At 72.0% G+C, this 26,547-nt stretch carries 26 protein-coding genes; 12 read left to right on the plus strand and 14 right to left on the minus strand.

The genetic code is table 11. The features are described 5' to 3' along the window. Window positions 1-39 precede the first annotated feature (39 nt). From ISP_RS38575 to ISP_RS38585, 3 genes are all read right to left on the minus strand, one after another. Window positions 40-957: an SAM-dependent methyltransferase gene (locus tag ISP_RS38575; protein ID WP_013229210.1), complete on the minus strand. Its 918-nt coding sequence runs from the start codon at window positions 955-957 to the stop codon at window positions 40-42. Beyond that, window positions 938-1,093 carry a hypothetical protein gene (locus ISP_RS38580; RefSeq protein ID WP_155258941.1) on the minus strand — a complete coding sequence of 52 codons (156 nt, stop codon included), beginning with the start codon at window positions 1,091-1,093 and terminating at the stop codon, window positions 938-940. The genes ISP_RS38575 and ISP_RS38580 overlap by 20 nt, the downstream gene beginning before the upstream one ends. A gap of 221 nt (window positions 1,094-1,314) precedes the next feature. Continuing rightward, entirely contained in the window at window positions 1,315-2,841 is a 1,527-nt protein-coding gene (locus ISP_RS38585; protein WP_013229211.1) for an alpha/beta hydrolase, read from the minus strand. A 243-nt stretch (window positions 2,842-3,084) separates the two neighbouring features. Here ISP_RS38585 and ISP_RS38590 point away from each other — a divergent pair, with 243 nt between their 5' ends. From ISP_RS38590 to ISP_RS38610, 5 genes are read left to right on the plus strand one after another with little or no spacing between them, the layout of a single operon-like run. Next, a complete protein-coding gene (locus ISP_RS38590; RefSeq protein ID WP_034284752.1) occupies window positions 3,085-3,480 on the plus strand; it encodes a GntR family transcriptional regulator in 396 nt (131 codons plus the stop codon). Then, the gene (locus ISP_RS38595; RefSeq protein ID WP_013229213.1) at window positions 3,477-4,358 is read left to right on the plus strand and encodes an ABC transporter ATP-binding protein; all 882 of its coding nucleotides are present in this window, start codon (window positions 3,477-3,479) and stop codon (window positions 4,356-4,358) included. The genes ISP_RS38590 and ISP_RS38595 overlap by 4 nt, the downstream gene beginning before the upstream one ends. Further along, window positions 4,355-5,338, plus strand: a complete 984-nt coding sequence (locus ISP_RS38600) for an ABC-2 transporter permease (RefSeq protein WP_013229214.1) — start codon at window positions 4,355-4,357, stop codon at window positions 5,336-5,338. Before ISP_RS38595 ends, ISP_RS38600 begins: the two co-directional genes overlap by 4 nt. 21 nt (window positions 5,339-5,359) lie before the next feature. Then, window positions 5,360-6,472: an alpha/beta hydrolase family protein gene (locus ISP_RS38605; protein ID WP_176742129.1), complete on the plus strand. Its 1,113-nt coding sequence runs from the start codon at window positions 5,360-5,362 to the stop codon at window positions 6,470-6,472. Further along, entirely contained in the window at window positions 6,469-8,604 is a 2,136-nt protein-coding gene (locus ISP_RS38610; RefSeq protein WP_014467630.1) for an alpha/beta hydrolase family protein, read from the plus strand. Before ISP_RS38605 ends, ISP_RS38610 begins: the two co-directional genes overlap by 4 nt. Window positions 8,605-8,672: 68 nt before the next feature. Here the strand turns inward: ISP_RS38610 and ISP_RS38615 are convergent, their stop codons facing one another. From ISP_RS38615 to ISP_RS38625, 3 genes are all read right to left on the minus strand, one after another. Next, window positions 8,673-9,584: an extracellular catalytic domain type 1 short-chain-length polyhydroxyalkanoate depolymerase gene (locus ISP_RS38615; RefSeq protein ID WP_014467631.1), complete on the minus strand. Its 912-nt coding sequence runs from the start codon at window positions 9,582-9,584 to the stop codon at window positions 8,673-8,675. Between the two features lie 41 nt (window positions 9,585-9,625). Continuing rightward, entirely contained in the window at window positions 9,626-10,366 is a 741-nt protein-coding gene (locus tag ISP_RS38620) for an SGNH/GDSL hydrolase family protein (protein ID WP_013229218.1), read from the minus strand. 256 nt (window positions 10,367-10,622) lie between these two features. Beyond that, window positions 10,623-11,381 (minus strand): SDR family NAD(P)-dependent oxidoreductase, encoded by a 759-nt coding sequence (locus ISP_RS38625; protein ID WP_013229219.1) that lies wholly within the window; start codon window positions 11,379-11,381, stop codon window positions 10,623-10,625. 47 nt (window positions 11,382-11,428) lie between these two features. Between ISP_RS38625 and ISP_RS38630 the strand changes: the two genes are divergently transcribed. After that, the gene (locus ISP_RS38630; RefSeq protein WP_013229220.1) at window positions 11,429-11,965 is read left to right on the plus strand and encodes a ferritin; all 537 of its coding nucleotides are present in this window, start codon (window positions 11,429-11,431) and stop codon (window positions 11,963-11,965) included. 114 nt (window positions 11,966-12,079) lie between these two features. Next, entirely contained in the window at window positions 12,080-12,727 is a 648-nt protein-coding gene (locus ISP_RS38635) for a PaaI family thioesterase (RefSeq protein ID WP_013229221.1), read from the plus strand. A 29-nt stretch (window positions 12,728-12,756) separates the two neighbouring features. Here the strand turns inward: ISP_RS38635 and ISP_RS38640 are convergent, their stop codons facing one another. From ISP_RS38640 to ISP_RS38660, 5 genes are all read right to left on the minus strand, one after another. After that, the gene (locus tag ISP_RS38640; RefSeq protein ID WP_014467632.1) at window positions 12,757-13,533 is read right to left on the minus strand and encodes an MHYT domain-containing protein; all 777 of its coding nucleotides are present in this window, start codon (window positions 13,531-13,533) and stop codon (window positions 12,757-12,759) included. Window positions 13,534-13,551: 18 nt separating this feature from the next. Next, entirely contained in the window at window positions 13,552-14,091 is a 540-nt protein-coding gene (locus ISP_RS38645; protein ID WP_013229223.1) for a GTP-binding protein, read from the minus strand. Window positions 14,092-14,179: 88 nt separating this feature from the next. After that, the gene (locus ISP_RS38650) at window positions 14,180-14,557 is read right to left on the minus strand and encodes a DUF742 domain-containing protein (protein WP_013229224.1); all 378 of its coding nucleotides are present in this window, start codon (window positions 14,555-14,557) and stop codon (window positions 14,180-14,182) included. After that, window positions 14,554-14,988 carry a roadblock/LC7 domain-containing protein gene (locus ISP_RS38655; protein ID WP_014467633.1) on the minus strand — a complete coding sequence of 145 codons (435 nt, stop codon included), beginning with the start codon at window positions 14,986-14,988 and terminating at the stop codon, window positions 14,554-14,556. The genes ISP_RS38650 and ISP_RS38655 overlap by 4 nt, the downstream gene beginning before the upstream one ends. After that, window positions 14,985-17,180 carry a sensor histidine kinase gene (locus tag ISP_RS38660; protein ID WP_013229226.1) on the minus strand — a complete coding sequence of 732 codons (2,196 nt, stop codon included), beginning with the start codon at window positions 17,178-17,180 and terminating at the stop codon, window positions 14,985-14,987. The genes ISP_RS38655 and ISP_RS38660 overlap by 4 nt, the downstream gene beginning before the upstream one ends. Before the next feature lie 374 nt (window positions 17,181-17,554). Between ISP_RS38660 and ISP_RS38665 the strand changes: the two genes are divergently transcribed. Together ISP_RS38665 and ISP_RS38670 are read left to right on the plus strand one after the other, a co-directional pair. After that, complete coding sequence (locus ISP_RS38665) at window positions 17,555-18,514, plus strand: ArsR/SmtB family transcription factor (RefSeq protein WP_013229227.1); 960 nt, start codon at window positions 17,555-17,557, stop codon at window positions 18,512-18,514. Between the two features lie 196 nt (window positions 18,515-18,710). After that, the gene (locus ISP_RS38670; RefSeq protein WP_013229228.1) at window positions 18,711-18,980 is read left to right on the plus strand and encodes a hypothetical protein; all 270 of its coding nucleotides are present in this window, start codon (window positions 18,711-18,713) and stop codon (window positions 18,978-18,980) included. Here ISP_RS38670 and ISP_RS38675 read toward each other — a convergent pair. Continuing rightward, window positions 18,977-19,999 carry an NAD-dependent epimerase/dehydratase family protein gene (locus ISP_RS38675; protein ID WP_013229229.1) on the minus strand — a complete coding sequence of 341 codons (1,023 nt, stop codon included), beginning with the start codon at window positions 19,997-19,999 and terminating at the stop codon, window positions 18,977-18,979. The genes ISP_RS38670 and ISP_RS38675 overlap by 4 nt on opposite strands. A gap of 154 nt (window positions 20,000-20,153) precedes the next feature. On the opposite strand from ISP_RS38675, the gene ISP_RS38680 reads away from it, so the two are divergent. Both ISP_RS38680 and ISP_RS38685 read left to right on the plus strand, forming a co-directional pair. Further along, complete coding sequence (locus ISP_RS38680; RefSeq protein ID WP_013229230.1) at window positions 20,154-20,585, plus strand: organic hydroperoxide resistance protein; 432 nt, start codon at window positions 20,154-20,156, stop codon at window positions 20,583-20,585. 81 nt (window positions 20,586-20,666) lie between these two features. Next, window positions 20,667-20,972 (plus strand): hypothetical protein, encoded by a 306-nt coding sequence (locus tag ISP_RS38685; RefSeq protein WP_230468552.1) that lies wholly within the window; start codon window positions 20,667-20,669, stop codon window positions 20,970-20,972. 29 nt (window positions 20,973-21,001) lie between these two features. Here the strand turns inward: ISP_RS38685 and ISP_RS38690 are convergent, their stop codons facing one another. Then, window positions 21,002-22,033 (minus strand): alpha/beta fold hydrolase, encoded by a 1,032-nt coding sequence (locus ISP_RS38690; protein WP_013229232.1) that lies wholly within the window; start codon window positions 22,031-22,033, stop codon window positions 21,002-21,004. A gap of 94 nt (window positions 22,034-22,127) precedes the next feature. Then, on the minus strand, window positions 22,128-24,827 hold the full coding sequence (locus tag ISP_RS38695; protein ID WP_013229233.1) for an ATP-binding protein: 2,700 nt from the start codon (window positions 24,825-24,827) through the stop codon (window positions 22,128-22,130). A gap of 149 nt (window positions 24,828-24,976) precedes the next feature. Here ISP_RS38695 and ISP_RS38700 point away from each other — a divergent pair, with 149 nt between their 5' ends. After that, window positions 24,977-26,476, plus strand: coding sequence for a tannase/feruloyl esterase family alpha/beta hydrolase (locus ISP_RS38700; RefSeq protein ID WP_013229234.1), 1,500 nt, complete (start codon window positions 24,977-24,979; stop codon window positions 26,474-26,476). Window positions 26,477-26,547 lie beyond the last annotated feature (71 nt).

Raw genomic sequence — 26,547 nt, forward strand, 5'->3', positions numbered from 1 at the left:
AACACTTGTTCGCATAGTGCGAGACGGGCGGCCCCGCTGTCAAGCCGGGCGCGGCATCGGGGGGAGGACGCCGCTGACGTACCGCACGTCGCCCGTGCGCAGGTCGTCGTCCTCCAGGGGCGCGAGACCGTGGGCCGCGAGCAGCTCCCGGACGGTGCTCCCGGTCAGCTCCCAGCCACGGGCGGCCAGGTAGGACGCCGCTTCGTTGCGTTCACCGAAATAGCGCAGCTTCGCCATGTCCGTGTCGAAGCTGTGCTCGCGCCAGCGTCCGGAGAGCCGGTCCAGGCTTTCCTTCGTCCGGGCCTCGTCGCCCGGTCGCGGGTTCGGCCGGCTTTCGGTGGCCACCCGGCTGCCCGGCGCGCTGAGTTCGGTGATGGTGTCCAGCAGCCGGTCCTGCGCCTCGGGCGGCAGGTAGCCGAGCAGGCCTTCGGCGCTCCACGCGGTCGGCCGCGCCGGGTCGAAGCCGGCGGCGTGCAGGGCGGCGGGCCAGTCCTCGCGCAGGTCGGCCGCCACCACCCGCCGGTCGGCGGCAGGCTCGGCGCCCAGCCCGGCCAGGGTGCGGGTCTTGAATTCGAGGACCTGCGGCCGGTCGACCTCGTAGACGACGGTCCCGGCCGGCCACGGCAGCCGGTAAGCGCGCGAATCCAGGCCCGAAGCCAGGATCACGACCTGCGGGAGACCCGCCGCGCGGAAGAACTCGTCGTAGAACTTCGTCCGCACCTTGGCCACGTCGATCCACACCTGCTCGACCAGGTCGCCGGGCGCCGCTTCGCCGCTCGCCAGCCGGGTGAGGAGGTCGACGCCGACCGCCCGGACGAGCGGTTCGGCGAACCGGTCGTCGATGAGCGACGGATCCGCGCGGGTCGCCATCGCCCGCGCCGCCGCGGCCATCGTGGCGGTCGCGCCGACGCTGGACGCCAGGTCCCAGGTGTCGCCGTCATGCCTGCTCGAAGCCATGCTCTCCCCCGTCTTCCGACGGCCGCGGGCCGACCACCCGGCTCACGGTCCACGCGTGCCCGCCGCCCGCCCACGCGATCAGGCCGAGCGCGCCGGCCCATGTCGAGGCATCACGGAGCCGGACGGTGTGCGCCATCCACGCAATTCTGCCGACGCACGCCGGGCCACGCACGCCCGGCGACCGGACCGGCATCGGCGGATCGGCCTGGGACACCGAAGATCGGCCCGTTGCTCGCCGCGGCCCTTCGCCGAAGCCGCCGCAGCCGCAGCCGCGCTCGTCGTGACCGGTGCAGCACCCCGCGGGACACCTTCGTGGGCGGGCCCCACCGTCGCCGGCGGGGCCCGCCCCGATCGAGATCAGCCGGCGAACGGGCTGGCGTCGATCGTGCAGGTCTGGCCCGCCGCGGGGAAGGTCCCCGAGATCAGGTAGTCCCGCTTGACCTTTTCGGTGCACGTGCTCGGCACGTACATCGACGAGTGCCCGTAGCCCTCGGTCACGAACACCCGCGCCCGCGCCAGTTCCGCGGCGCCGTCCCGCGCGCCGTGCACCGGCGTGGACGGGTCGTAGCGGTTGTTCAGCACGAGGATCTCCGCCGACGTCGGGCGGTTCCACGGGCCCGTGTAGCGGTCGGTGTCCTTCGCCTTCCAGTACGCGCAGCTCATCATGTCCAGCACGGCGATCCGCCCGAAGTACGGCACGCGCTGGTCTTCCGACTCGGCGTAGCGGCTGTAGACCGCCGGGTCGGTGGGCACGTCGCTGTCGGAGCACTGGATGGCGTTGAACGACTCGGTCCGGTTCGAGGTGTACTGCTCACCGGCCACCGCGGCGGAAGCACGAAGGGCCGGCGTGGCCGGAGCGTCGTAGAGCCGCTGCAGCAGCGCGGCGATGTCCGGCCAGCCCCGCGAGTCGGACAGGTCGGCCGCCGCGTTGATGATGCCCGAGTAGGTCCAGGTCTCGCCGTTGCTGACGATGGGGGCCTGCTTGGCGCGCGCCGTGAGAGCCGCCCACTTCGCCTTCGGGTCGCCCGAAGAGAACGCGCACTTCGGGCCCGCTTCCGTGCACAGCCGCAGGAACTGCTCGAAGGTCTGCGCGATGCCGGTCGCGACGTCCTGGCGGGTGTCCAGCGGGACGCTCTTGCCGTTGCCGTTCTGCCCGGTCGAGTTGCCGGCGAAGTCCATGGTGCCGTCGAACACCATCGCCCGGATCCGGTTCGGGAACAGGTTCGCGTAGGTCGCGCCGAGCTGCGTTCCGTAGGAAATGCCGTGGTAGTTCAGCTTCGGGTCGCCGACCGCGCGGCGCAGCAGTTCCAGGTCACGGGCGGTGTTGGCCGTGGAGACGTGCTCCAGGATCGGGCCGGCCTTCGCCGAGCAGCGGTCGGCGAGCTCCTTCGACTTGGCGTAGAAGGCCGCGTTGCCGCTCGGGTCACCCGGCATCTCCGGGAACGACCCGAAGAAGTCCTGCTGCTCGGCCAGGGAATCGAAGCACCGGACCGCCGTGCTGTTGGCGATCCCGCGCGGGTCCCACGAGACCAGGTCGAACCGCGCGCGCAGTTCGTCGGAGAACAGCCACGGCCACTTGCCGCGCTCCCGCAGCCGCTGCAGGCCGGACGCGCCGGGCCCGCCGAAGTTGACGAACAGCGTGCCGATCCGGTGCGCGGGATCGGTGGCGGGCAGCTTGATCAGCGCCAGGTCGATCTTCGTGCCGGTCGGCCGGTCGTAGTCCAGCGGCACGGATGCCTTGCCGCACTGGAATCCGTCCGCGCAGTCCGTCCAGCTCAGCTGCGGTGTCGGCACCTTGTCGATGGACACCGGTGCCGCGGACGCAACCGCCGGTCCCGCCGCGACGGCCATCGAGACCCCGAGCGCGACGACGACGCCGCGCACGAGGCCTCCCCCAGAAAATCGGCGCACGAAAAGTCCCTTCGGAGAGGAAAACGATCACTTCGCCTCCACAGACGCCGCACCGGCGGCGAGGTTGGCTCCGGCCGCCGAAAAAGATCACTGGCGGCTTTTCGGGGGGTTCCGGGTGGCGAAGCCCCCCGGCCCGGGGCGAAGCCCCGGATGAGCACTGGCCCCGACGGCACCACTTAGCTATAGTGCTAGGTAACTAGATAAATGGAGTTGCCGATGATCGAGTTCCACCTGGACGCGAGGTCCGGCCTGTCGCCGTACCAGCAGCTGGTCCAGCAGGTGCGGCACGCGCTGCGCCTCGGCCTGCTGTCCGAGGGAGACCAGCTCCCGAAGGTCAAGGACGTGGTCGCGAGCCTCGCGATCAACCCGAACACCGTGCTGAAGGCCTACCGCGAGCTGGAGCACGACGGCCTGGTCGCGGCCCGTCCCGGCGTCGGCACGTTCGTGACGGCCACGTTGAACGGCGGAGCCTCCTTCGCCGCGCTCGGACCGCTGCGGCGCGACCTGCGCCGCTGGCTTTCCCAGGCCCGCAAGGCGGGCCTCGACGAGGAGAGCATCGAAGCCTTGTTGATGTCCACGTTTCGCGACTCCGCCAGAGAGGACATAGCGTGACTGTCCTGAAAGCCCAGGGCCTGGGCAAGAAGTACGGGCGCAAGCAGGCACTGACCGGCTGCACGCTGGAGATCGAGGCCGGCCACGTCACCGGGCTCGTCGGCCCCAACGGCGCCGGCAAGTCGACGCTGCTGAACATCGCGGCCGGCATGCTGGAGCCGACGAGCGGCACGATCGAGGTGTGCGGCGGCCTGCCGGGCAGCGGCCCGGAGCAGCTGGCCAAGGTCGGGTACGTCGCCCAGAACACGCCGGTCTACAGTGGACTGACCATCGAAGAGCACCTGCGGCTCGGCGCCCACCTCAACCCGGGCTGGGACACCTCGCTCGCCGAGAAGCGCGTCGAACGGCTCGGACTGGACCCGAAGCAGCCCGCCGGCAAGCTCTCCGGCGGCCAGCGCGCCCAGCTGGCGCTCACGATCGGCATCGCCAAGCGGCCCGAACTGCTCCTGCTCGACGAGCCGGTCGCGGCGCTGGACCCGCTGGCGCGCCGCGAGTTCCTGCAGGACCTGATGGAAGCCGTCGCCGAGCACGGGCTGTCCGTCGTGATGTCCTCGCACCTGGTCAACGACCTGGAACGGGTCTGCGACCACCTCGTCGTGCTGGTGGACTCCCAGGTCCGGGTGATCGGCGAAGTGGAGACGCTGCTCGCCACGCACCACCGGCTCTCCGGGCCGCGCCGCGACGTCGAGACGCTGCCGGCGGATCAGCACGTCGTGTCGGCGACGCACACCGACCGCCAGACCACCGTCCTCGTCCGCACCGAAGCGCCGATCCTCGATCCCGCGTGGACGGTCGCGCAGCTCGGCCTCGAAGACCTCGTCCTCGAGTACATGAGCCACCCCACCGCCGCCCGCCCCGCCCTGGAGGTCCTCCGATGACCTGGCTGACCTGGCGCCAGTTCCGCGTTCCCGCGTTGTCCGTGCTCGCCGGCCTGATCGCGATCGCCGTGGTGCTGGCGATCACGGGGCCGGACCTGGTGGGCCGCACGAACTTCTCCGACCAGGACACCCTCTTCGGTGGCACGATCCTGGCACTGTACCTGCTGCCGGCGGTCATCGGCGTGTTCTGGGGCGTCCCGATGATCACGCGCGAGCTGGAGAGCGGCACGCACAGCCTGGTGTGGAACCAGACCGTCACGCGCAAGCAGTGGCTCACCACCAAGCTCGGCTTCGGCCTGCTCGCCGCGATGCTCGCGGCCGGTCTGCTCGGCTGGGCGGTGTCGTGGTGGGCGAGCCCGATCGACGCGCTCGCGGCGACGCAAACCGATCGCGGAATGCTCTCGCGCATCATGCCGGTGGTGTTCGGCGCCCGCGGCATCGTCCCGATCGGCTACGCGGCCTTCGCCCTCGCCCTGGGCGTCGCGGCCGGGATGCTGCTGAAGCGGACGGTGGCCGCCATGGCCGTCACCCTCGTCACGCTCGCCGCCGTACTGGTGCTGGTCCCGTCGTTCGTGCGCCCGTACCTGCTGCCGCCGCAGACCCAGACGGTCGCGATCGTCGGCAAGGACATCACGAACATCACCGGCAACGACGACCAGGGGATCACCGAGATCGGGATGCGGCAGCCGGCCGGTGCGTGGGTGCTGGCGAACGAAACCGTGGACCCGGCCGGGAACGTGGCCGACCCGCTGCCGTCCTTCGTGCAGACGTGCGCCCCGAGGCCGGGCGCGGGCCCGCCGGAACGCGGCACCTTGGAACAGTGCATGGCCCAGCTGGGCGCCCACGGCTACCAGCAGCGGCTGACCTTCCAGCCCGGCTCCCGGTTCTGGCCGCTGCAGTGGCTCGAGCTGGCGCTCTACCTCGCCATGACCGCCCTGCTCACCTGGTTCTGCTTCCGCCGTCTCCGCCACCTGTCCTGATGAATTCCGACTGGGGGAATCATGCGCACTCTCGCGGTAGCCACCGCCTTGACCCTGACCTTGTCCCTGTCCGCGTCGCCCGCTTCGGCGGCCACGACGCCCTACCTGCCCGCCCCGACCGGGCACCAGCCCGTCGGCGTCACCACACTGTCCATGAAGGACACTTCACGGCCTGACCCGTGGGTGCCGACGGTGCCCTACCGGGAGCTGATGGTCTCCCTCTTCTACCCGGCGACCTCGGCGAACGGGCCGAAGAAGCAGTACATGACCCCGCTCGAGTCGGAACGCAACCTCGAGCGGCAGAACATCCCCGGCCTGCCGCTGGACGTCTTCAGCACGGTCCGGACGAACGCCGTCGTCGACGCGCACCCGGCCGGGCGGTGGCACAGCCTGCCGCTGGTCGTGCTGTCGCCGGGCTGGACCCAGCCGCGGGCGACGCTCACCGCGCTGGCCGAAGAGCTCGCCAGCCGCGGGTACGCCGTGGCGGCGATCGACCACACCTACGAAAACCGCGCCACCACCTTCCCCGACGGGCACGTCACCGGCTGCGCTGCCTGTGACGTCGACGAACAGCCCGGCTTCTGGGAGAAGTTCGCGCAGGTCCGCCCGAAGGACACGTCGTTCGTGCTCGATTCCCTCCTGTCCTCGAGGTGGGGCGCGCTGATCGACCCGCGGCGCATCGGCATGACCGGGCACTCCGCGGGCGGCGCGGTCACCACCCAGGCGATGCTGGCCGACCCGCGCATCCGCGCCGGGGCCGACCTCGACGGCAGCGTCCACGTGCCGATCCCGGCGTCCGGGCTGTCCCGGCCCTTCATGTTCGTGGGCCGCACGGAGTCCTACACGCCGGGCGAGCCGGGTCCGTACGACGACTGGGAAACCGACTGGCCGCACCTGACCGGCTGGAAGCGCTGGCTCATGGTGTCGGGCACGGTGCACCAGTCGTTCACCGACCTCGGCGTGCTCGCCGAGCAGCTGGGCGTCGACCTCGGTGACGCGATCGACCCGTACCGCGCGCTGGCCATCACGCGGACGTACGTAAGCGCTTTCTTCGACCTGCACCTGCGCTGCCGTCCGCAGCCGCTGCTGACCACCCCCTCGCCCGCTTACCCGGAAGTGACCTTCGTCGGATGAGAATCAAGAGCATCATGGCCATCATGGTCATCGCCGCGCTCACCCTCGCCTTGACGTCGCCGTCCGCTTCGGCGGACCCGGCGCCCACGCTGGCGAAACCGACCGGCGACCGGCCCGTCGGCACGACCGCCCTGTACCTCAAGGACAGCGCACGGCCCGATCCGTGGGTGCCGTCGGTGCCCTACCGCGAACTGATGGTTTCCCTCTTCTACCCAGCGGCTCCGGCGAACGGGCCGAAGAAGCAGTTCATGTCGGAGGCCGAAGCGAAGGCCGTCTTCGACGAAGCCGGCATCAAGGGCATCCCGCCGTCGGTGCTGACCACGGTCCGCACCGACGCGGTCGTCGACGCGCGGCCGGCCGGGCACGGCCTGCCCGCCGTCGTCCTGTCGCCCGGCTTCAAGCGGCCCCGCGCCGAGCTGACCTCGCTGTCGGAAGACCTGGCGAGTCACGGCTACCTGGTGGTCCTGGTCGACCACACCTACGAGAACGTGGCCACCACCTTCCCGGACGGCCGGGTCACCGGCTGCGCGGCCTGCGGCAGCTCCAGTCCCGAGTTCTGGCAGCGGCTGCAGCGCAGCCGGGCGAAGGACGTGTCGTTCGTGCTGGACTCGCTGGCGCACTCGAAGTGGGCTCCGCTGCTCGACACCTCCCGGATCGGCATGGCCGGGCATTCCGTCGGCGGCACGAGCACGGTGAACGCGATGGTGACCGACACCCGGATCAAGGCCGGGATCGACGTGGACGGCACGCAGAGCGATCCCCTGCTCGCCCCGGGGCTCGACCGCCCGTTTCTGTTCTTCGGCCGCCAGAGCCTGTACGCCCCCGGTACCGGCGTTGAATCCGGCACCTGGGACGCCGACTGGAAGCAGCTGACGGGCTGGAAGCGCTGGCTCACCGTGGCCGGGATGCAGCACCCGTCGTTCACCGACCTCGGCCTGGTGGGTGAGCAGCTGGGCCTCGACTTCGGCGCGACCACCCCGGCCGGGCGCGGCCAGGCGATCACCGCGGCGTACGTCCGGGCGTTCTTCGACCAGCACCTGCGCGGCCGGCCGCAGCCGCTGCTGGACCAGCCGGCCCCGCAGTACCCGGAGGTCGCCTTCGCCCGGACGTCGACGCCGTACCTGCCCGCTCCGACCGGCGACCGGCCGGTGGGCAGCACGGCGGTGTACCTGAAGGACACCTCGCGCCCCGACCCGTGGGTGCCTTCGGTGCCCTACCGGGAACTGATGGTTTCCCTCTTCTACCCCGCCGCTTCGGCGAAGGGCCCGAAGACGCAGTACCTGACCTCGGCGGAGTCCGCGGCGTTGCTGAAGGACAGCGGCCTGAACGTGGCGCCGGACCTGCTCACCGGGATGGTGACCAACTCCGTCGCCGACGCGCGGCCGGCCGGGCGCGGGTTGCCGCTGATCGTGCTTTCGCCCGGCTACACGAAACCCCGCGCCACGCTGACCGCGCTGGCCGAGGACCTGGCGAGCCACGGGTACGCCGTCGCGCTGGTCGGCCACACCTACGAGAACGCCGGGCAGAGCTTCCCGGACGGGCGGTTCGCCGGGTGCGCGTCGTGCGACGTCCCGCACGACGACGCGTTCTGGGAGAAGCTGGAACTCGGCCGGGCCGCCGACGTGTCGTTCGTGCTGGACTCGCTGACGCACTCGAAGTGGGCGCCGCTGATCGACGCGGCCCGGATCGGCATGGCCGGGCACTCCATCGGCGGCGCCGGCACCCTCCCGGCGATGCTCGCCGACAGCCGGATCAAGGCCGGGATGGACATCGACGGCACGACCCACGTCGCACTGACCCCGCCCGGGCTGTCGCGGCCGTTCATGTTCCTGGGCCACCAGCTCGGTGCCACCGCCTGCGTACCGGGCGACCCGACGTGGGAACGGGACTGGGCGCAGCTGACCGGCTGGCGGCGCTGGGCCGACGTGCGGGGCGCCCAGCACGCGTCGTTCACGGACGTGGGCCTGGTCGGCGACGAACTGGGCGTCGGCTACGGCGCGACGACGACCGCGCTGCGGACCCAGGAAATCGCCCGGACGTACGTCAACGCCTTCTTCGACCAGCACCTGCGGGGCGAGGCACGGCCGGTGCTCGACCGGCCGGGCTACCCGGAAGTCACGTTCTGCCACTGAGAGAGACACGGCGGAAGCGGCACTGGGGGTGCCGCTTCCGCCGTTTCCCGGTCGTTCTCAGTCGTTTCTCAGTGGTCGAGGCCGAGGAACGAGATCGCGTACGCCAGCTGGCCGGTCATCGGCAGCTGGTGCCCGACGCCGGCAATGCTGACGCCCTCCACCGTGGCCTGGGTACTGGTGTTGCCGTACCGGGTGCGCGTCCACGACGACTGCGGGTGGTCGGTGAACGCCGGTGTCTGGCTCAGCCCGTTCAGGTTGGTCCACTGCTTGATCTCTTCACCGAAGTTCGGGTACGACAGCGTCGTGTCGGTGGTGCCGTGCCACAGCTGCATCCGCGGGTAGCGGCCGGTGTAGCCCGGGTACATCGCCCGGGCCAGATCGCCCCACTGCTGCGCGGTCTTGATCGACTTCCCGCCCGAGCACGTGCTGTTCCACAGCGAGCCGTTCGTGGTGGCGAAGCACCCGGCAGGCACGCCGGAGAACGCCGAAGCCGCCGAGAACACGTCGGGGTACTGGGCGGCCAGCACGTTCGTCATCATCGCCCCGGAGGAGAACCCGCTGACCACGACCCGCGCCGGGTCGACGTTGTAGCGGGACTTGGCGTAGGCGACCATCGACATGATCCCGGTCGAGTCCCCGCCGCCGTTGCGCCGCAACGCGTTCGGCGTCGAGACGTCGAAGCACTTCTCACTGCGGGTGGCCTCCGGCAGCACGATGACGTACCCGTACCGGTCGGCCGCGGTGACGTAGTCCTTGCCGTTCCAGCCGAAGATCGAGCTCGCCGAGCCGCCGCAGTAGTGCACCAGCACCAGCATGGCGGGCTTGGCCGCCACGTGGTCCGGGACGTAGACGTACATGTTCAGGTTCGTCGGGTTGTTGCCGAAGCCGGTCACCCTGGTCAACGCCGCCGCCTGGGCGGGCGAAGCCAGGCCGGTGACCATGACCACCAGTGCCAGCAGGACTCCGAGCATGCGTTTCATCACTGATCTCCTTTACGCCGCGCCGAAGGCGTGGGCATGGCTCACGATCGCGTCGCCGCGGCGAGCGTCTCCGCGGCCACGGCGGCACGCGGGTTGCCGATGCTGCCGGGGACCGACCGCAGGGCGGTGTACCAGACGGCCGCCATCTTGTCGTACCCACCGGCGTTCGGGTGGACGCCGTCGGTGAGGTCGGCGGCGCTCACCGCGCTGTGCAGGTCGACCAGGTGCACGTGCTTGCCGGCGTTCACCTTGCCCTGCACGATCCCCGGCAGGGCGTTGTTGAACGTCCGCACGGCGGCGTCCCCGCTCGCCCACCCGATCGGGATGAGCTGCGCGACGAAGACGTCGGCGTTCGGCGCGGCGGCGGTGAGGTGGTCGATGAGCGTGGACAGCCGGCCGGGCGCGCCGGCGACGTTGTAGTTCTGCAGCACGTCGTTGGTGCCGATGTGCAGCAGCACCGAGCGCGGGTTGTAGGTGCGCATCCAGCCGGTGGCGTTCGCGTCGATCTGGTCGATGCGCCAGCCGGGGTGCCCTTCGTGGTCGTGGTCCCACAGGCTGCCGGGCCCGTTGAACTGCGAACCGACGAAATCGTTGGTGTAGCGGCCCGCGGCCAAGCGTTGCCACAGGCCGATCCGGTACCCACCCGGCACGCCGGTGCCGTAGGTGATCGAGTCGCCCAGCGGCATGATCCGCACGCCGCCGTTCGATTCCGCGTTCGCGACTCCGGTCGGGCCGGCGAACGCGATCGCCAGGGCCGCCGCGGCGGCCAGGAATCTTTTCATCGTCCTCCTCCTCGGCAAGTTCTTCGACACACTTCCGCCGCAGGCATGGGAAATATCGCTGCCGGCGGCGTCGTCGTTCTGGCAAACGAGGTAGTACGGTGGCGGCCGAAACTTTCGCCATCGGATCCGAAAAATCGACGGGTTCCCGAAACTTTCGCTTTTGCTGTTAGCGGTAACATTCGGTTGTTGACGACAGCTTAAACCCGCACGGCACCGGATGACAACGGTCGGCTACTCAGCGCAATACCGCCTCGGATCACCAGTTCGGGTGCGCGGTGACGCCGCCGTCGACGACGAGGTCGTGGCCGGTGATCCAGGACGCCAGCGGGGAGGCCAGGAACACGCACGCGTTGCCGATGTCGGCGGGCGTGCCCAGCCGGCCCAGCGGTGCCGCGCGGTGCCACCGCTCGACGCCCTCCGGCCAGTCCTCGGCCAGACCCGGCCGCGCGATCAGCCCCGGCGACACCGTGTTGACGCGGATCCCGCGCGGCCCGTACTCCAGCGCCGCGCCGCGGGCGTGCATGACCAGCGCCGCCTTGGCCGCGCTGTAGTGGACGTGGCCGGGCGCCGGCTGCCGGGCCTCGATCGACGCGATGTGCGTGACGCTCCCGCCGTCGCCCATCAGCCGGGCCGCGGCCTGGGTGCAGGAGAACGCGCTCGTCAAGGTGGCCTCCAGCATGGCCCGCCAGCGCTCGACCGTCAGCCCGTCGAGGGCTTCCACCGGCTGGATGCCGGCGTTGTTCACCAGCGCGTCGAGCCGGCCACCCCACTCCGCGACGGCGTCGAGCAGAGCGTGGTCTTCGGTGAGCTCGGCGGCGAACGCGCGGGCCCGCCCACCGGCGGCTTCGATCGCCGCGACAACCTCGTCGGCCGCTCCGGGACGGCGGTGGTGCACCGCCACGGCCGCGCCCGCTTCGGCGAACCGGAGCGCGATCCCGCGGCCGATCACCCCGGAGGCGCCGGTGACGCAGGCGATCGTGCCGGACAGATCGGGCAGGCCGGGCGCGGGAGGCACCGGCCGATCGTAGCTGCGCGCCCCGGATCCGTCGTAGGTTGTGGGGCATGGCCGAAACCCGGAAGTTCGCCGAACTGCTGCAGACGCAGATCCGCCACGAGTTCACCGCCGCCCAGCAGTACATCGCCCTGGCCGTCTGGTTCGACGCTCGCGACCTGCCCCGGCTGGCCAAGCGCTTCTACCGGCAGGCGATCGAGGAGCGCAACCACGCGCTGGCGATGGTGCGCTACCTGCTCGACCGCGACGAGCCGGTGGCCATCCCGGGCAGCGAAGAAGTGCGGAACGACTTTTCGAGCGTGCACGAAGCGATCGAGCTGGCCGTGACCCAGGAACGCACGGTCACCGCCGCCATCGAGGCGATGGCGAAGGCCGCGCGGCTGGAGGAGGACTACCTCGGCGAGCAGTTCGTGCACTGGTTCCTGAAGGAACAGGTGGAGGAGGTGGCGCAGATGTCCACGCTGCTCACCGTCGTCGAGCGGGCCGGCGGCAACCTGTTCGAGGTCGAGAACCACCTGTTCCGCGAAGCCGGCACGCCGATCGAGGACGCCCCGGACATGCCGCCGGTGGCGGGCGGGAAGCTCTGACGGCGACCGGGCGCACCGCCGGCGGCGCACCGGGTATGCCTGGTTGATCTTGCCGATCGGCGCTTTCCGCCTGCTAGAGTGAAACGTGTTCTAGTTCCGGGCCCGGGGAGCGCGATGTCCGAAAACCCCTTTCCGATCGTCGACGGCGTGCCACCCGGGCGGGCGCTGCTCGGCGCCCGGATCCGCGAGCTGATCGAGGCCTCCGTCTGCGTGCGCGACGGCGAAGCCGATCTCGCCGCCGCGGCCCGCCGGGTCGAAGCCGTCACCGAGGCACTGCGCGCGGGCGGCGGCGCGCAGCCGCTGCTGCTCGCCGCCCTCGACGGCGGAGGTCACCTGAGCATCAACAATCCCCTGGAGGGGCCGGGGAACCCGCTGGCGCCGCCGCTGTCGTGGGTGCACGTGGGACCCGAGTCGGTGCGCGCCGACGTCCTCCTCGGCGCCGCGCACGAAGGGCCGCCCGGGCGCGTGCACGGCGGCTGGGTCGCCGCCGTGCTGGACCACGTGCTGGGCCGCGCCACCGCCGCGGCCGGCTTCCCGGGCATGACGGCGTCGCTGACCGTCGACTACCACCAGGGGACGCCGTACGCCGTGCCGCTCACCGCCGAAGCCCGGCTCGTCCGCCGCGACGGCCGCAAGCTCCACGCCACCGGTGAGCTCAGAGCGGGCGACGTCGTCTGCGCCACGGCGACGGCGATCCTGGTCCACTTCAGCGCCGACCGGTTCCCCGTGCCCACCGCCGCCACGAAGTCCGCGACGGACTAGGGCGGGTCCGCCGGGCCGATGAGCCGCCCCTACTTCGAGGACAGCTCCGAGGGCACGACCGTCGTGTGCCGGGGTGCCTCCGAACTCGACGTCGCCATCAGGACAGCGCAGATCGGGACCGCCATCGCCAGTGCCGCCAGGACGAACACCGGGAACAGGAACGAGAACACCTCGGTGCCGGACGGGTCGGGCGCACCCGGGTCCAGGTGCAGGCGCACCGCCGCCATGCCGGTGTAGTGCATGCCGGTGACCGCCGCGCCCATCACCAGGCCCGCCGCCAGCCGGGGCAGGAGCTTGTCCAGCCCGACCGTGAACCACAGCGCCGCCGTGGCCGCGACCACGGCGATGATCACCGAGAGCGCCACCAGCGTCGGGTCGTAGCCGATCACGCCCTTGACCTGCACCGCCCACATCCCCGTGTAGTGCATGACGGCCACCGCCAGCCCGGTCAGCAGCCCGCCGAGCAGCAGCCGCCTCCACGCGAACCGGTTGCGGACGCCGAACACCAGCAGCCCGCAGAACACCGCCGCCACCGACAGGATCGCCGAGAGCGCCGTGCGCAGGATGTCGTACCGCACCGGCATGCCGGGCGTGGAAAAGCCGAGCATCGCGATGAAGTGCATGACCCAGATGCCGACCCCGCCGATCGACACCGCCGCGAGCACCAGCCAGGTCAGCCGGGCGCGCGGGCTGTCGGTGGAGCGCGCCTGCAGCGTGCAGGCGAGGCCGAGGGCGCAGCCCACCACCGAGGTGAGGTACGCGAGCACGACGAGCCAGTTGCCCATCGCGAAGTCTTCGTGGTTCATGGGCATTTCCGGGCTCCTTCAAGCTTTGCGTGATCGGGGGGCGTGGTGCTCGGCGAGCGCGTGCTCGGCCGCGGCGATGAGGGTCTTCTTCGTCGACTCCGGCGAGCGCGCGTCGCAGGTGACGACCTCCACCGCGGGCGGGATCTTGAGGGCCTCGCGCACCTGGTCGGGCCCGTGCTGGCGGGTGTCCTGGAACTGGTTGATGGCGACCAGGAACGGCAGGCCGCGCGACTCGAAGAAGTCGATCGAGGCGAAGGAGTCGGCCAGCCGGCGCGTGTCCACCAGGACGATCGCCGCCACCGCCCCGCAGACGAGGTCGTCCCACATGAACCAGAACCGGTGCTGCCCCGGCGTGCCGAAGACGTAGAGCACCAGGTCGTCGGCCAGGGTGAGCCTGCCGAAGTCCATCGCGACCGTGGTGGCGAACTTCCCCGGCACCGCTTCGGCCCGGTCCACGCCGATCGACGCGGTCGTCATCAGGGCTTCGGTCCGCAGCGGGGCGATTTCCGAGACGGCACCGACGAACGTCGTCTTGCCGGCCCCGAACCCCCCGGCCACGACGATCTTCGCCGAGGTGATCCGGCTGCTTCGGGTGGTACCGCTTCTCGCGACACCGTTTTGGGAAACACCGCTTTGGGTGACACTGTCAGAGCGCACGTAGTCCACTGAGGACCCTTTCGAGCAGGTCGTTCCGTTCGTCCCAGGAGGCGTCCGCGGTGAGCGTGTCGCGGATCGACACCTGGCCGGCGATGAGCAGATCGCCGATGAGCACCCTGGCCACGCCGAGCGGCACGCCCAGGTGGGCGGCGACCTCCGCCACCGACCGCTGGTGCAGGCACAGCTGCGTCACCACGGCCAGGGGGTTGGTCGGGCTGAAGGGCGCCGTGCGGCCCTCCGCCGTCGTCTCCACGAGGGCTTCCACCGCCAGGTCGACCGTCGGCCGGGTGCGACCGGCGGTCCACGCGTAGGGGCGGGCCAGCGACGCCGCGTGCCGCCCGCCCTCGCGTCGCCGGCCTTCGGTCACCGGGCCGCCCCCGGTGCGGCCGCGGGCCGAGCCGGGGTCTCGACCACCTTCCCGACCCGGTCCACCAGCAACGTCATCTCGTAGCCCACCAGACCGATGTCGCAGCCCGGGTTGGCCAGCACCACCAGGTTCGAGCCGTCGCCGACGTTCATCAGCAGCAGGAAGCCCTGCTCCATCTCGATCACCGACTGCACCACCCGCCCCGCGGTGAACAGGTCGGCGGTGCCGAGCGCGAGGCTGGAGAGGCCGGACGCGATCGCCGAGAGCTGGTCGGCGCGGTCGCGCGGCAGGGCTTCGTCCGCCGCCACGAGCAGCCCGTCCGCCGAGACCAGCGCGGCGTGCGCCACGCCGGGCACCTCCTGGGTGAACGCCGAAACCAGCCAGTTCCGGGACCTCTCGGCCACTTCCGCTCCTTCCTGCCGGGTGCTCATCGCTGCTCCGCCTCCGGCTCGCCCGCGACCCGGTGCCGGGCCGCGCGCATGCCGCTGTAGTGCCGGGAAAGGTTGTTCCGCACCGCGGCCGGGTCGCGGAAGGCCGGGTCCGGCGGCTGCGGCGCGCGCGGGGTCACCGAGCCCGGCGCGAGCTGCGCACCCGGCGTCCGGGCCGGCAGCCCCGAATCGGTGAACTCGCTGTCGTCGAGGGTGCCGACCGCGGCTTCGGCGGCCTGGCGGACCGGGTCGGCCGGCGTCGCCCAGGTGCCGGGCCGGGCCGGCGTCGCCGGGGCTTCGGCGAACCAGTGCGACAGCATCTGGTCGAAGATCGGCGTCGGCGGGTCCGCCACGGCCACCGGCGGCGGTTCTTCGGCGGGCCACCGCGGTTCGAGCTCGTGCCGGACGGCGCCGTTGACCCCGCCGTTGACCGAGCCGTTGACCGCCGGGGTCAGCGCCGGCGGGACGGTCCGGGGCGGCAGGTCGACCAGGATCAGCACGCCCGGGACGTGCACGCTGGCGGTGATGCCGGCGCTCGCGGTCCGCGTGGTCGTGGGCCGCAGCCGGACGGTGATCCCGTGCGAGGCGGCCAGCCTGCTCACCACGAACAGGCCCATCCGGCGGGTGGTCTCCGGGCTGACCGCGGCCCCGGCGGCCAGCCGGGCGTTCGCCGCTTCGAGGTCTTCGCGGGTCATGCCGAGCCCGACGTCGACGACCTCGATCAGCAGGCCGCCGTCGAAGCCGCGGTCGGCGGTGAGCACGACCTGCTCCTCCGGCGGCGACGACCGGATGGCGTTCTCCAGCAGCTCGGCGAGGATGTGCACGACGTCCGCCGCGGCCTCGGACTGCACCGAGCCGCGCGGCGCGTTGCCGAGCGAGACGCGCTGGTAGTCCTTGACCTCCGACGTCGCGGCCCGCAGCAGCTCGACCGTCGCGACCGGGCCGACGTCGCGGCGCACCGGCTTGCCGCCCGCGAGGACCTGCAGGTTCTCGCCGTTGCGCCGCAGCCGGGTGGCGATGTGGTCGATCTGGAACAGCTCGGCCAGCCGCTGCGGGTCCTGCTCGTCGGCTTCGAGGTCCTCGATCACCGAAAGCTGCAGCTCCACCAGCGACTGGCTGCGCCGGGACAGCGTCATGAACATTTCGCTGACCTGGATCCGCATCTCGGCCTGCTCACCGACGGCCAGGCGGACCGCCTGCCGGTGCATGTCGTCGAAGGCCCGGGCGAGCTGCCCGATCTCCTCCTCGGAGTCGACCGGGATCGGCGCGGTCCGCCGCCAGTCGACCTCCTCGCCTTCGCGGATGCGTTCGATGGTGCCGGGCAGGCGGCGTTGCGCGGTGTCGAGCGCGGCGGCGTGCAGCCGCCGGATCGGGGCGACCACCGAGCGGGCCACGGCGAGGGCGATGGCGAGGGCGCCGAGGAGCGAGGCGATCACCAGCGCGGTGTCGCGCAGCGCGTCGGACCGCGCGGTGTTGGTCTGCGCACCGACCGCGTCCGAAAGCGTTTTCACCTGCTCGGCGAGGATGGTGCCGAGCACCGTGCGCTTCGCCTCGGCGCCCCCGGCACCCGGACTGGTCGCCGCGGCGAACCGGGCGGCCGCGGCGCCGGCGGGCAGCGCACGCCGGATCTGTCCGGTGAGTACGGTTTCCTCCGCCGCGGCGCGCTCGGCGGCGGAGGCCGAGGTGCCTTCGGACCGGCCGGCCAATGCCTGTTGATCGGCGAGACTGGTCCTCAGCTGCACCAACGATTCGGCGACGGAGGCCAAAGCGCCGAGATCACCATTCCCGGCCTGCTCGACGATCCCGGCGATCACTTCGCTGAGCGCGACCGTGAAGTCGTGGTAAGCCGCGGTTTTCGCGGCCGGTGAACCGGTCTGCTGCCGCAGGTCGGCCAATTTACCCAGCTGATCTTCCAATGACCGCGCCAGCTCCGGGCTGAGCTGGGAAAAGGCGGCATCGTGGCGGACGGTGGCGGCTTTCTCGTCGACCGCCGCGGTCTGGGCGGCCGCGCCGTCGTGGATCATCTCGTCGTCGACCAGCCCGGCGAGTTCGGAAATCCCTTGCACGACCGGCATTTGGTCGCGGACGGCGCTGAGGCCGCCCGCTTGGGCGAGTTCGGCCTGCACCCGGCCGCCCGCCAGCAGCAGGGCGACCAGGACGGGCAGCAACAGGACTACGGAGATCTTGGTGCGCAACCGCCAGCTACCCGGATTCCAGGACGCGACGGAACGGCGGGACGAGGGTTCGTCTTCTTTCATCGGTGGCGTGGCTCGATTCGTACCGGTGGCCCGAGAACGATTTCCGGTTCCTTTTCCGCGGAATTCAGCCGACGACGTAACTCCGGCGACCGTGGTGTTGTCAAGGAATGCCGGTCGTTTCCCCCGTACGCACCAATCACACAGCGTGAACTGCCACAGCACGGCTTTTTACCCTTGCGGAGGGTGAAGGCGGCTCGCCAGACTGTGCGGAATTCGAGCCCGGGTGCGTGAATTTCCGGCGGCCGCGTGACCCTCGTCGGATGCCCCGGCGGTGCCCGTTACCCTCGGCGGGGAAAGGGGTGCCGCCATCGATGTTGAAAATTCACTTCACCGAAGCGGACCTGGCGAAGCTGACCATCGCCGAGGACGCCGACCCGATGTGGGAGCTGCTGATGAGCAGCTACCGCATCCGGCGTCCGGAGGGTGAGCCGTTCTTCGGCCGCTGGCGGCGGGGATCACGCTCCGCGGTCCCGCAGTCCGGCCGGCTGCTGATGTCCGCCGTCCCGCCGTACGGCTACTGCCCGGACTTCCTCACCCCGGCCGGCACCCGCACGATCGGCGACGGGATTTCGGCGGTGCTCGAGACGCCATCGCCGGTGCTGGCCGCCGACGTCGGCGAGCTGGCGGCGCAGGGCACCCACGTCCCGGCGTGGCTGCGCCGCATCGGCGACGGCGAGCCCCGCGAGCTGCGGCGGCTGGGCTCGGCGCTGCACGACTACTACCGCCAGTGCGTCGCGCCGGACTGGGCGACGGTGCGCCGCGCGGTCGCCCGCGACCGCCACCGGCTGCAGGCCAACCTGGACCGCGGCGGGCCGCAGCTGCTGCTGTCGACGTTGCACCCGGAGGTGACCTGGTCCCCGCCGGTGCTGCGGGTGCGCTTCCCGATCGACCAGGAGCTGCACCTCGACGGCCGCGGGCTGAGGCTGATCCCGGCGTTCTTCGCCCACGGCATGCCGACGACGTACAAGGACCCCCTCCTCCCGCCGGCGCTGGTCTATTCGATCAGCCACCCGAGGTTCGACAGCGACGCGGAGCCGGGCCCCTCACTGGCGGCGCTGCTGGGCCAGACGCGGGCCAAGGTCCTGGTGACGATCGCGACGACGAGGTGCAACACGAGCGAGCTGGCGGACCTGACGGGCATCTCCCCGGCCACGGCGAGCCAGCACGCGTCGGTGTTGCGGGCCAGCGGGCTGATCAGCAGCAACCGGTCGGGGAAGTCGCAGATCCACGAGATCACGCCGCTCGGCCTGGGGATCATCCGCGCGAGTTGAGGGGTGCGGCCGGTGACGCCGTGCGCGGTGTTCCGGGGTCGTGTTAGCCTGTCGCCGTGCTGCGCCCGATGCTGTCCTCGCGACTCGTAACCCGGCGCGCCGGCTGAACCCAGGTCGCCGGCGCGCTGCGTCGACGATCGCCCTTTTCCGGGACCTGGCCCCGATCTCATTCCCCCCTCCACAAGGGAGATCCGCCATGTCCACGTCCTTCGCCGTTGCCGCGCCCCGCTCGGCCATGCTGCTGCGCCGCCGGATCGCCACCTACTTCGTCGGCGGTGCCGAAGAGATCGCCGCGCTGGTCGGCGCCCTCGAAGGCCGGCCCGTGCACGAACTGTCCGTCGACATCAAGGACGGCGTCCGCGAGAGCAGCATGGTCTGCGCCGTCCTGCTGGCGGCCGACGAGACCGGCCCCCTGCTCGACCGGCTGCGCGAGCTGCTGTCGGTCGTCTCGGCCGAGCTCGCCTAGGGCTTGCGCCCCACGCCGGTCGAGATCTCGTGCAGCCGGTGGGCGTCCGGGGCCAGCGGGGCGGTGTCCGCGCCGGCGCCTTCCCGCAGTCCCGCGAGGAATTCCTTCAGCGTGGCCGCCGCGTCCCGGCCCGGCTGCCAGTCCAATTCGGACTCCGCGCGGCTCGTGTCCAGCACCGGCAGCCGCATGACCGCGTCGAACAGGCCCGGTGACGCCGGGATCGCGTGCAGGCGCCAAGCCGCGTCCACCGCCGCGCGGACCACGGCCGCCGGGACACCGATCGTGCGCGCGCCCAGCAGGCCGGCCGCGAACCGCGGGTCCACGACCGGGCCGGTCGCGATGTTGAATGCCCCGCGCACCGGGCGCGTCACCGCGCGGCGGACGGCGTCGGCGAGATCGTCGGTGTGCACGATCTGGAACCGCAGGCCGCGGACGTCCGGCACCACCGGGATCAGGCCCGGCCGCACCAGCGATCCCGGCACGAACGGCCCAGCGAACAGGCGGCGCTGCTCGGTCGCGGCACTGCGCTGGAAGACGAACCCCGGCCGCATCCGGACGACGTCGAGCTTCGGGTGCCGGCCCTCGAACGCGTCGAGGTACCGCTCCAGATAGGCCTTTTCCCGGGTGTAGGCGGCCCCGGGCCAGCCGTGCGTCGGCCAGTCCTCGGTCACCGGCTCGTCGTCCCGCCGCGGCGAATAGGCCCCGATCGACGACGTGTAGACGAGCTTGGGCACGCCCGCCGCGGCCGCCGCTTCGAACACCCGCATCGAGCCGAGGACGTTCGCGCGCCACGTCCGTTCGGGACGCCGGGTGGGCTGGAACAGCCACGCCAGGTGCACGACGGCGTCGGCGCCGCGCAAGAGCGGCACGAGGTCGTCGCGTTCGACGTCGGCCGTGACGACCCCCTCCGCCGGCCGCCTGGCGAGCTTGACGATGGTCTCGACCTGCGGATCCGCGCCCAACGCGCGCACGACCCCGGTTCCGATGTTGCCGGTCGCTCCGGTCACCACGATGCGCATCCGGGCCGGTTACCCGGGGTCCGGACGGACAACCCTGCTTCCTTCGAAAGCGGCCGGCCGGCTGCGGTGACGTACACGGGTGACGTCGGACGACGGTCGCCGCGGGCCCTCCGGGATTTCTAGCGTGGTGAAGTCACCCGCTGAAAGGAAGACCATGTCCGAAGTGACCTACACCGCCGTCGCCACCTCCACCGCGGAGGGCCGCAACGGCGGCCGCGCGACCTCCGACGACGGCGCGCTCGACGTCACCCTCACCGTGCCCAAGGCCTTCGGCGGCGCGGGCGACGGCACCAACCCGGAGCAGCTGTTCGCGGCGGGCTGGGCGTCCTGCTTCGTCGGGGCCGTGCGCCGGGTCGCGGGCGCGAAGAAGGTGCCGCTGGACGACCTCGCCGTGGTCGCCGAGGTGACCCTGCACCACGACACCGAGGCGGGCGAGTTCCAGCTCAGCGCCGCGCTGCACCTGGAGGCGACGGGCATCGACCAGGCCACGGCCGACGAGCTCGTCCAGGGCGCGCACCAGGTGTGCCCGTACTCGAAGGCCACGCGCGGCAACATCGAGGTCACCCTCGACGCGACGGTCGCCTGATGCAGCGGGCCATCACGGCGCTGGCGGCCGTGGCGGTCGCCGGGGCGGGCGTGCTCACTCGCGGTGGGCCCGGAGCTGGTCGTGAACGCGGCGAGCTACCCATCGCTGTTCGCCGCGGGTCTCCCGGCTCTGGACACGGCCGTCGCGGCGGCGGGCCGGCGCCCGATCCTGGCGGCGGCCTTCGACGAGCAGATCGCCGCCACCGCACCGGCGGGCATCCGGAAGTACGCCCTGGTCGCGACCCGCGACCAGGCGATTCCCCCGGCGGCGGAACGGTTCGAGGCCCGGCGCGCGCACGCGTCGATCACCGAGGTGGATTCGCCGCACGCGATCGCGGCGGCGGGCCCGGAAGCCGTCGTCGACGTCATCCACCGAGCGACGCACTGAAAGGGGCCCGGGAAGATCGGGCCCTTTTCTCACATCCGGTCGGCGTCCACGATCGCCTGGGCGAACGGCCGCGGCGCCTCCTGCGGCACGTTGTGGCCGATGCCGTCGAAGATCCGGTGCTCGTACTTGCCGGTGAACTTCGCCCGGTACGCCTGGCCGTCCTTGGCCGCGCCGTCGAAGTCGCTGCCGATGGTGATCGACGGGACGCCGATGGTCGCGCCGGCCGCCAGCTTCTCTTCGTACGCCTCGTACTGCGGCTCGCCCGGGGCGAGGCTCAGGCGCCAGCGGTAGTTGTGGATGACGATGGCGACGTGGTCGGGGTTGTCGAACGCCGCCGCGCTGCGGTCGTAGGTCGCGTCGTCGAAGTGCCAGGCCGGGGACGCGGTCTTCCAGATCAGCTTGTTGAAGTCGTGGCGGTTCGCCGTGTAGCCGGCGCGGCCGCGCTCGGTCGCGAAGTAGTACTGGTACCACCAGCCGAGCTCGGCCTGCGGCGCCAAGGGCTGCAGGTTCGCCGTGAGGTTCGTGACGATGTACCCGCTCACCGCGACGATCGCCTTGCAGCGCTGCGGCCACAGCGCGGCGATGATGTCGACGGTCCGGCCGCCCCAGTCGTACCCGCCGAAGACGGCCTTGTCGATCTTGAGCGCGTCCAGCAGCGCGATGACGTCCAGCGCCACGGCCGTCTGCTGGCCGTTGCGGACCGTCTCGGCGGACTTGAACGCCGTCGGGCCGTAGCCGCGCAGGTAGGGGACGATCACCCGGTAGCCGGCGGCGGCCAGGATCGGCGCGACGTCGACGTAGCTGTACGGGTCGTAGGGCCAGCCGTGCAGCAGCACCACCGGCTGCCCGGTCGCCGGCCCGAACTCGTGGTAGGCCATGGTGAGCACCCCGGCGTCGGCCTGCTTGACCGGCCCGAGCGAGGTGTGCTCCCCGGACCCGGCCCGCAAGTCGGGCGGCGAGGAGGGGGCGGCCGCGGGAGTGCCCGTCGTCGAGCAGGCCGCCAAGGACGCCGCCGCGAGCCCGGCCGCGAACGCCTGCCCGAACCTTCTCCTGCTGATCATCTGCTGCTCCTGTGCGAAAAGACCGTGGGACTTTCACCACGTTAGGAGCTGTCCGGTGAACCGCGCGCCCGTCAAATGACGCAGCCGGTGTACGTCACCCGCCGAGGGTCTTGAGCTTCCCGGCGAGGTCGGCGCGGGAGCTCACGCCCAGCTTGGGGAAGATCCGGTGCAGGTGGGTGCCGACGGTCCGGTGCGAAAGGTACAGCCGCTGCCCGATCTCCCGGTTCGTCAGCCCCTCGGCGGCCAGCTGCGCGATGCTCAGCTCGTGCGGGGTCAGCTTGTCCCGGGCGTCCGGGCCGCGGTTCGGGCTCGACTCGCCCGCGCTGCGCAGCTCGCGGCGCGCCCGGTCGGCCCAGGCGGCCATGCCGAGCGCGTCGAACGTCTTGCGGGCGGTGCGCAGGTGCGTCCGCGATTCGACGACCCGCCGCTGCCGCCGCAGCCACTCGCCGAACGCCAGGTGGACGCGGCCGCGTTCGGCGGGCCAGCCGGTCAGGTCGGCGCGCAGTGCTTCGGCGAACCGCTCGTCGTCCGGGTCGAGCACGGCTCGCGCGTACCGCAGCCCGATGTGCAGCGCGGGTGACGGAGTCTTCGCCGCGAGCGGCTCGAGCTCGGCGAGGACGTCGCGCAGCGCGTCCGTCCGGCCGGCCCGCACCGCGGCCTCGGTGAGTTCCGCGACGCAGTAGGTGCGCAACGCCAGCTGGTAGGCGGGGTCGGCCGGGTCGAGCAGCCGCCGCAGGTCGGCGAAGGCGTCCTCGAACCGGCCCTCGCTCAGGCTGGTCAGCCCGCGGGTGAGCTGGACGGTGGCCAGCACGGGCCGGGCGCCGGCCGCGAGTCCGGCGCGTTCGGCCTCGTCGGCCAGCGTCTTCGCCTGCTTGTGCTCGCCGCGCAGGGCGGCGATTTCGGCCTGGACCGCGGTGGCGAGCCCGGCCATGAACGGCTGGCCGGTCTCCCGCGCGAACCGGGCCGCCTCCGCCGCGGCCGGCCCGGCCCCGGCCAGATCGCCGAGCCGGACGCGGCTCCACGCCTGGACGGCCAGCGCCCGCGGCAGCAGCCCGAGCCGGCCCTGGGCCCGCAGGCCGGGGGCTGCCGCGGCGGAGAACCGGGCGGCGAGGTCGAAGGCCCCGACCTGCAGCGCGGCGCTGCCCAGGTACCGGTCCACTTCGGGATCGGCGCCGGTCTTGGCGACCAGCTCCCGCAGGTGGGCCAGGACGGCTTCACCGCGTTCGAAGGGCGCGACGTACGCGGTGACGGCGACGATCCGCGGGTCGTTTCCGGGGATGGGCAGCCGATCGGCGACGTTCAGGAGGGCTTGTCTCGCTTCTCGGCCGGGTTCGGTCCAGAAGCAGCGCATGGCGGCGCTCCAGAGGATCCGCATGGCGGCGTCGTGGTGCCCGTCTTCCGCGACGGAGGCGGCGGTCCGGGCGAGTTCGGCGACGCGGGCGGGATCTTCGCGGACGCCGTCATCGAACTCGCTGAGCAGCCGCCCGGCGGTGGCCCGCCGGCGGGAGTCCGCGGGGTTGGCGGCGTGCACGAGCCGTTCGGCGGTCTCCCGCCACCCGGACTCGACGGCCAGTTCGGCGGCCTTGAGCAGCCGGTCGGCCTGGTCCTCGGCGTCCGGGCTCAGCCGCGCGGCCTGTTCGAGAGCGGCAATGGCCGCGGCGGCCCCGCCCCGGAACCGCGCCCGCTCGGCGGTGCGTTCGAGTTCGGCGGCGACGGTTTCATCGGGCCCGGCGGTGGCGGCGGCCTGGTGCCAGGCGCGCCGATCGGGCTGGTCCCGGAGGGCTTCGACGAGCGCGAGGTGGGCGTTCCGGCGGTCGAGCGGGGTGAAGGCGCCGGGGATGGCGGACCGCATGAGGGGGTGCCGGAAGGTGACGGCTCCGGCGGAGAGCTCGACCAGCCGAGCCTCGACGGCGGGGGCGAGGATGCCGGACTCTGTAGTCATCCCGAGCAGCGCGCCCGTCGCCGCCAGTGTCTCCGTCAACGATGTCGTCTCGTTCAGCGCCGCCACCAGCAATGCCGTGCGCGTCGCCTCCGGCAGTGCCGCCACCCGGGCCGTGAACGTGCGCTCCAAGCGCTCGGTCAACGGCAGCACCGGATCCAGCCCGTCGAGCTCGGCCACCGCCGAGGGCAGCTCCGTCAACGCCAGCGGCAACCCCGCCGCCTCCGCGAGCAGCCTCGTCCGGACCGCCGGTGCCAGCCGCGGTGCCACCGAATCCAGCAGCTCGGCCGCCGCGTCGGGCGGGAGGCGGTCCAGCACCATCGAGGGCAACCCCGCCTCGAGCAACGGGGACTCCGCGCCGTCCCGGAGGGTGGCCAGCAGCACGATCGGCTCGGTCTCGATCCGCCGCGCCACGAACGCCAGGACGTCCGCGCTCGCCCGGTCCAGCCAGTGCACGTCCTCCGCCACCAGCAGCAGCGGCTTGGCCGCCGCCTCCTCGGCCAGCAGCGTCAGCGCCGCCAGCCCGACCAGGTACGCACTCGGCGAAGGACCGTCTGCCAGCCCCAGCGCCGTCCGCAAGGCGTCCCGCTGCGGCGCGGGGAGCTCCGCCACCCCCGCCCGGACCGGGTACAGCAACTGGTGCAGCCCGGCGTAAGCCAGGTTCCGCTCGGCCTCCGCCCCGGACGTCCGCAGCACCCGCAACCCCGCCACCGAGGCCGCCGCGGCCGTCGACGCCACGAGCGCGGACTTCCCGATGCCCGCTTCGCCGCGGAGGACGACGCCGCTGCGGTCCGCCGGGCCGTCGACGAGCTCGCCCAGCTCCTTCAGCTCGGTGTCCCGTCCGCTCAGCGCCATGCGAACGACCTTACCCAACGCCCGTTTCCGCAGCTCACGGCCGAGTGACGTACGGCAGCAGCGTCATCCGACGGGCGCGGGGGCCCCGGCCTCGCGCCTACCGTTCCCCCCGCAATGTCCACATCGGACGAAAGCGACCGGAGAGACCGATGAAACGCCTCCTTCTCGCCGCCGCCGTGCCGCTCCTGCTGACCACCGTCACGCAGCCGGCCGCCTCGGCAGCAACCCCGACCCCGTGCGCCGCCGTCGCGGTGCCCGCCCCGCCCGGCGCCAAGATCGAGTCGGTGCAGGCCGCGCAGCAGCCGTCGTACTGCCAGATCACCGTCACGCTCACCCACACCGGCGCGGACCACGTCAAGGTCGCCGTGGCCCTGCCGGACACCGGGTGGAACGGCCGCCTCCAGGCCCTCGGCGGCAGCGCCTACGCCGCCGGCAACTTCGACGCGCTCCCGCAGGCGGTCAAGGACGGCTACAGCGCCGTGACGACCGACGCCGGCGTGTCCCTGAACGGCCTCGACACGTCCTGGGCGCTGAAAGACGGCCAGGTCGACCAGACGCTCCTGACCAACTTCGCCACCCGATCGGTGCACGAAGAAGCCGTCATCGGCAAGGCCGTCACCCAGCGGTACTACCAGCGGCCGATCTCGTACTCCTACTGGACCGGCTGCTCGACCGGCGGCCGCCAGGGCTACTCGGAAGCCCAGAACCACCCGGGCGACTTCGACGGCATCCTGGCCAACGCACCCGCCGTCGACTGGACGCAGTTCGCGGTCGCGACCCTCTGGCCGCAGATCGTGATGAACCAGAGCCACGATTTCCCCAGCCCCTGCGTGCTTTCGGCGTTCCGCACGGCCGCGGTCCAGGCGTGTGACGCGCGGGACGGCGTGACCAACGGCATCGTCGACCGCCCGGACGAGTGCGGCTACGACCCGCGCAGCCTCGTCGGGACGAAGGTGGTCTGCGACGGCCACGAGGTCACCGTCACGGCCGCGGACGCCGAGGTCGTGCGCAAGATCTGGGCCGGCCCCACGGACGAGCGCGGCCGCAAGCTGTGGGCGGGGCTGCCGAAGGGCGCGGACTTCACGTGGCTGGCCGGCACCCAGCCCGGCCCCGACGGCACGCTGACCGCGCCGGGCTTCCCGGTCGCCGTCAAGTGGGTGCAGTCGTTCCTGGAGAAGCAGAACGGCTTCGACACCTCGAAGCTCACTTACCCGCAGTTCACCGCCCTGTTCCGCCAGTCGGTGCGGGAGTACGACGACGTCATCGGCACGTCCGACCCGGATCTGTCGGCGTTCCGCCGCGCCGGCGGCAAGCTGATCACGTTCGTCGGCGTGAACGACCAGCTCATCCCGCCGGGCGGCACGCTGTCCTACCGCACCCAGGTGGAGCGCACGATGGGCGGCCCGCAGCGGGTGAACGACTTCTACCGGCTGTTCCTCGCGCCGGGTGTCGAGCACTGCTTCGGCGGTGGCGGCCCGGAGCCGACGAACGCGCTGGGCGCGCTCGTCGACTGGGTCGAGCACGGCACGGCGCCGGCCACCCTGGCGGCGTCCGCGGACGGGAAGACGCGCAACCTGTGCCCGTACCCGCGGGTTTCGCGCTACACCGGCGGCGACCCGGCCACGGCGTCGAGCTACCGCTGCCGCTGAGCTCCGGTCCGCGAGCGCCATCCCGAGGCGCTCGCGGACTGGACTTGCGGGTCCAAAAACGGCTCGGCACG

It is taken from the genome of Amycolatopsis mediterranei (genome assembly GCF_026017845.1).
Lineage (GTDB): Bacteria > Actinomycetota > Actinomycetes > Mycobacteriales > Pseudonocardiaceae > Amycolatopsis > Amycolatopsis mediterranei.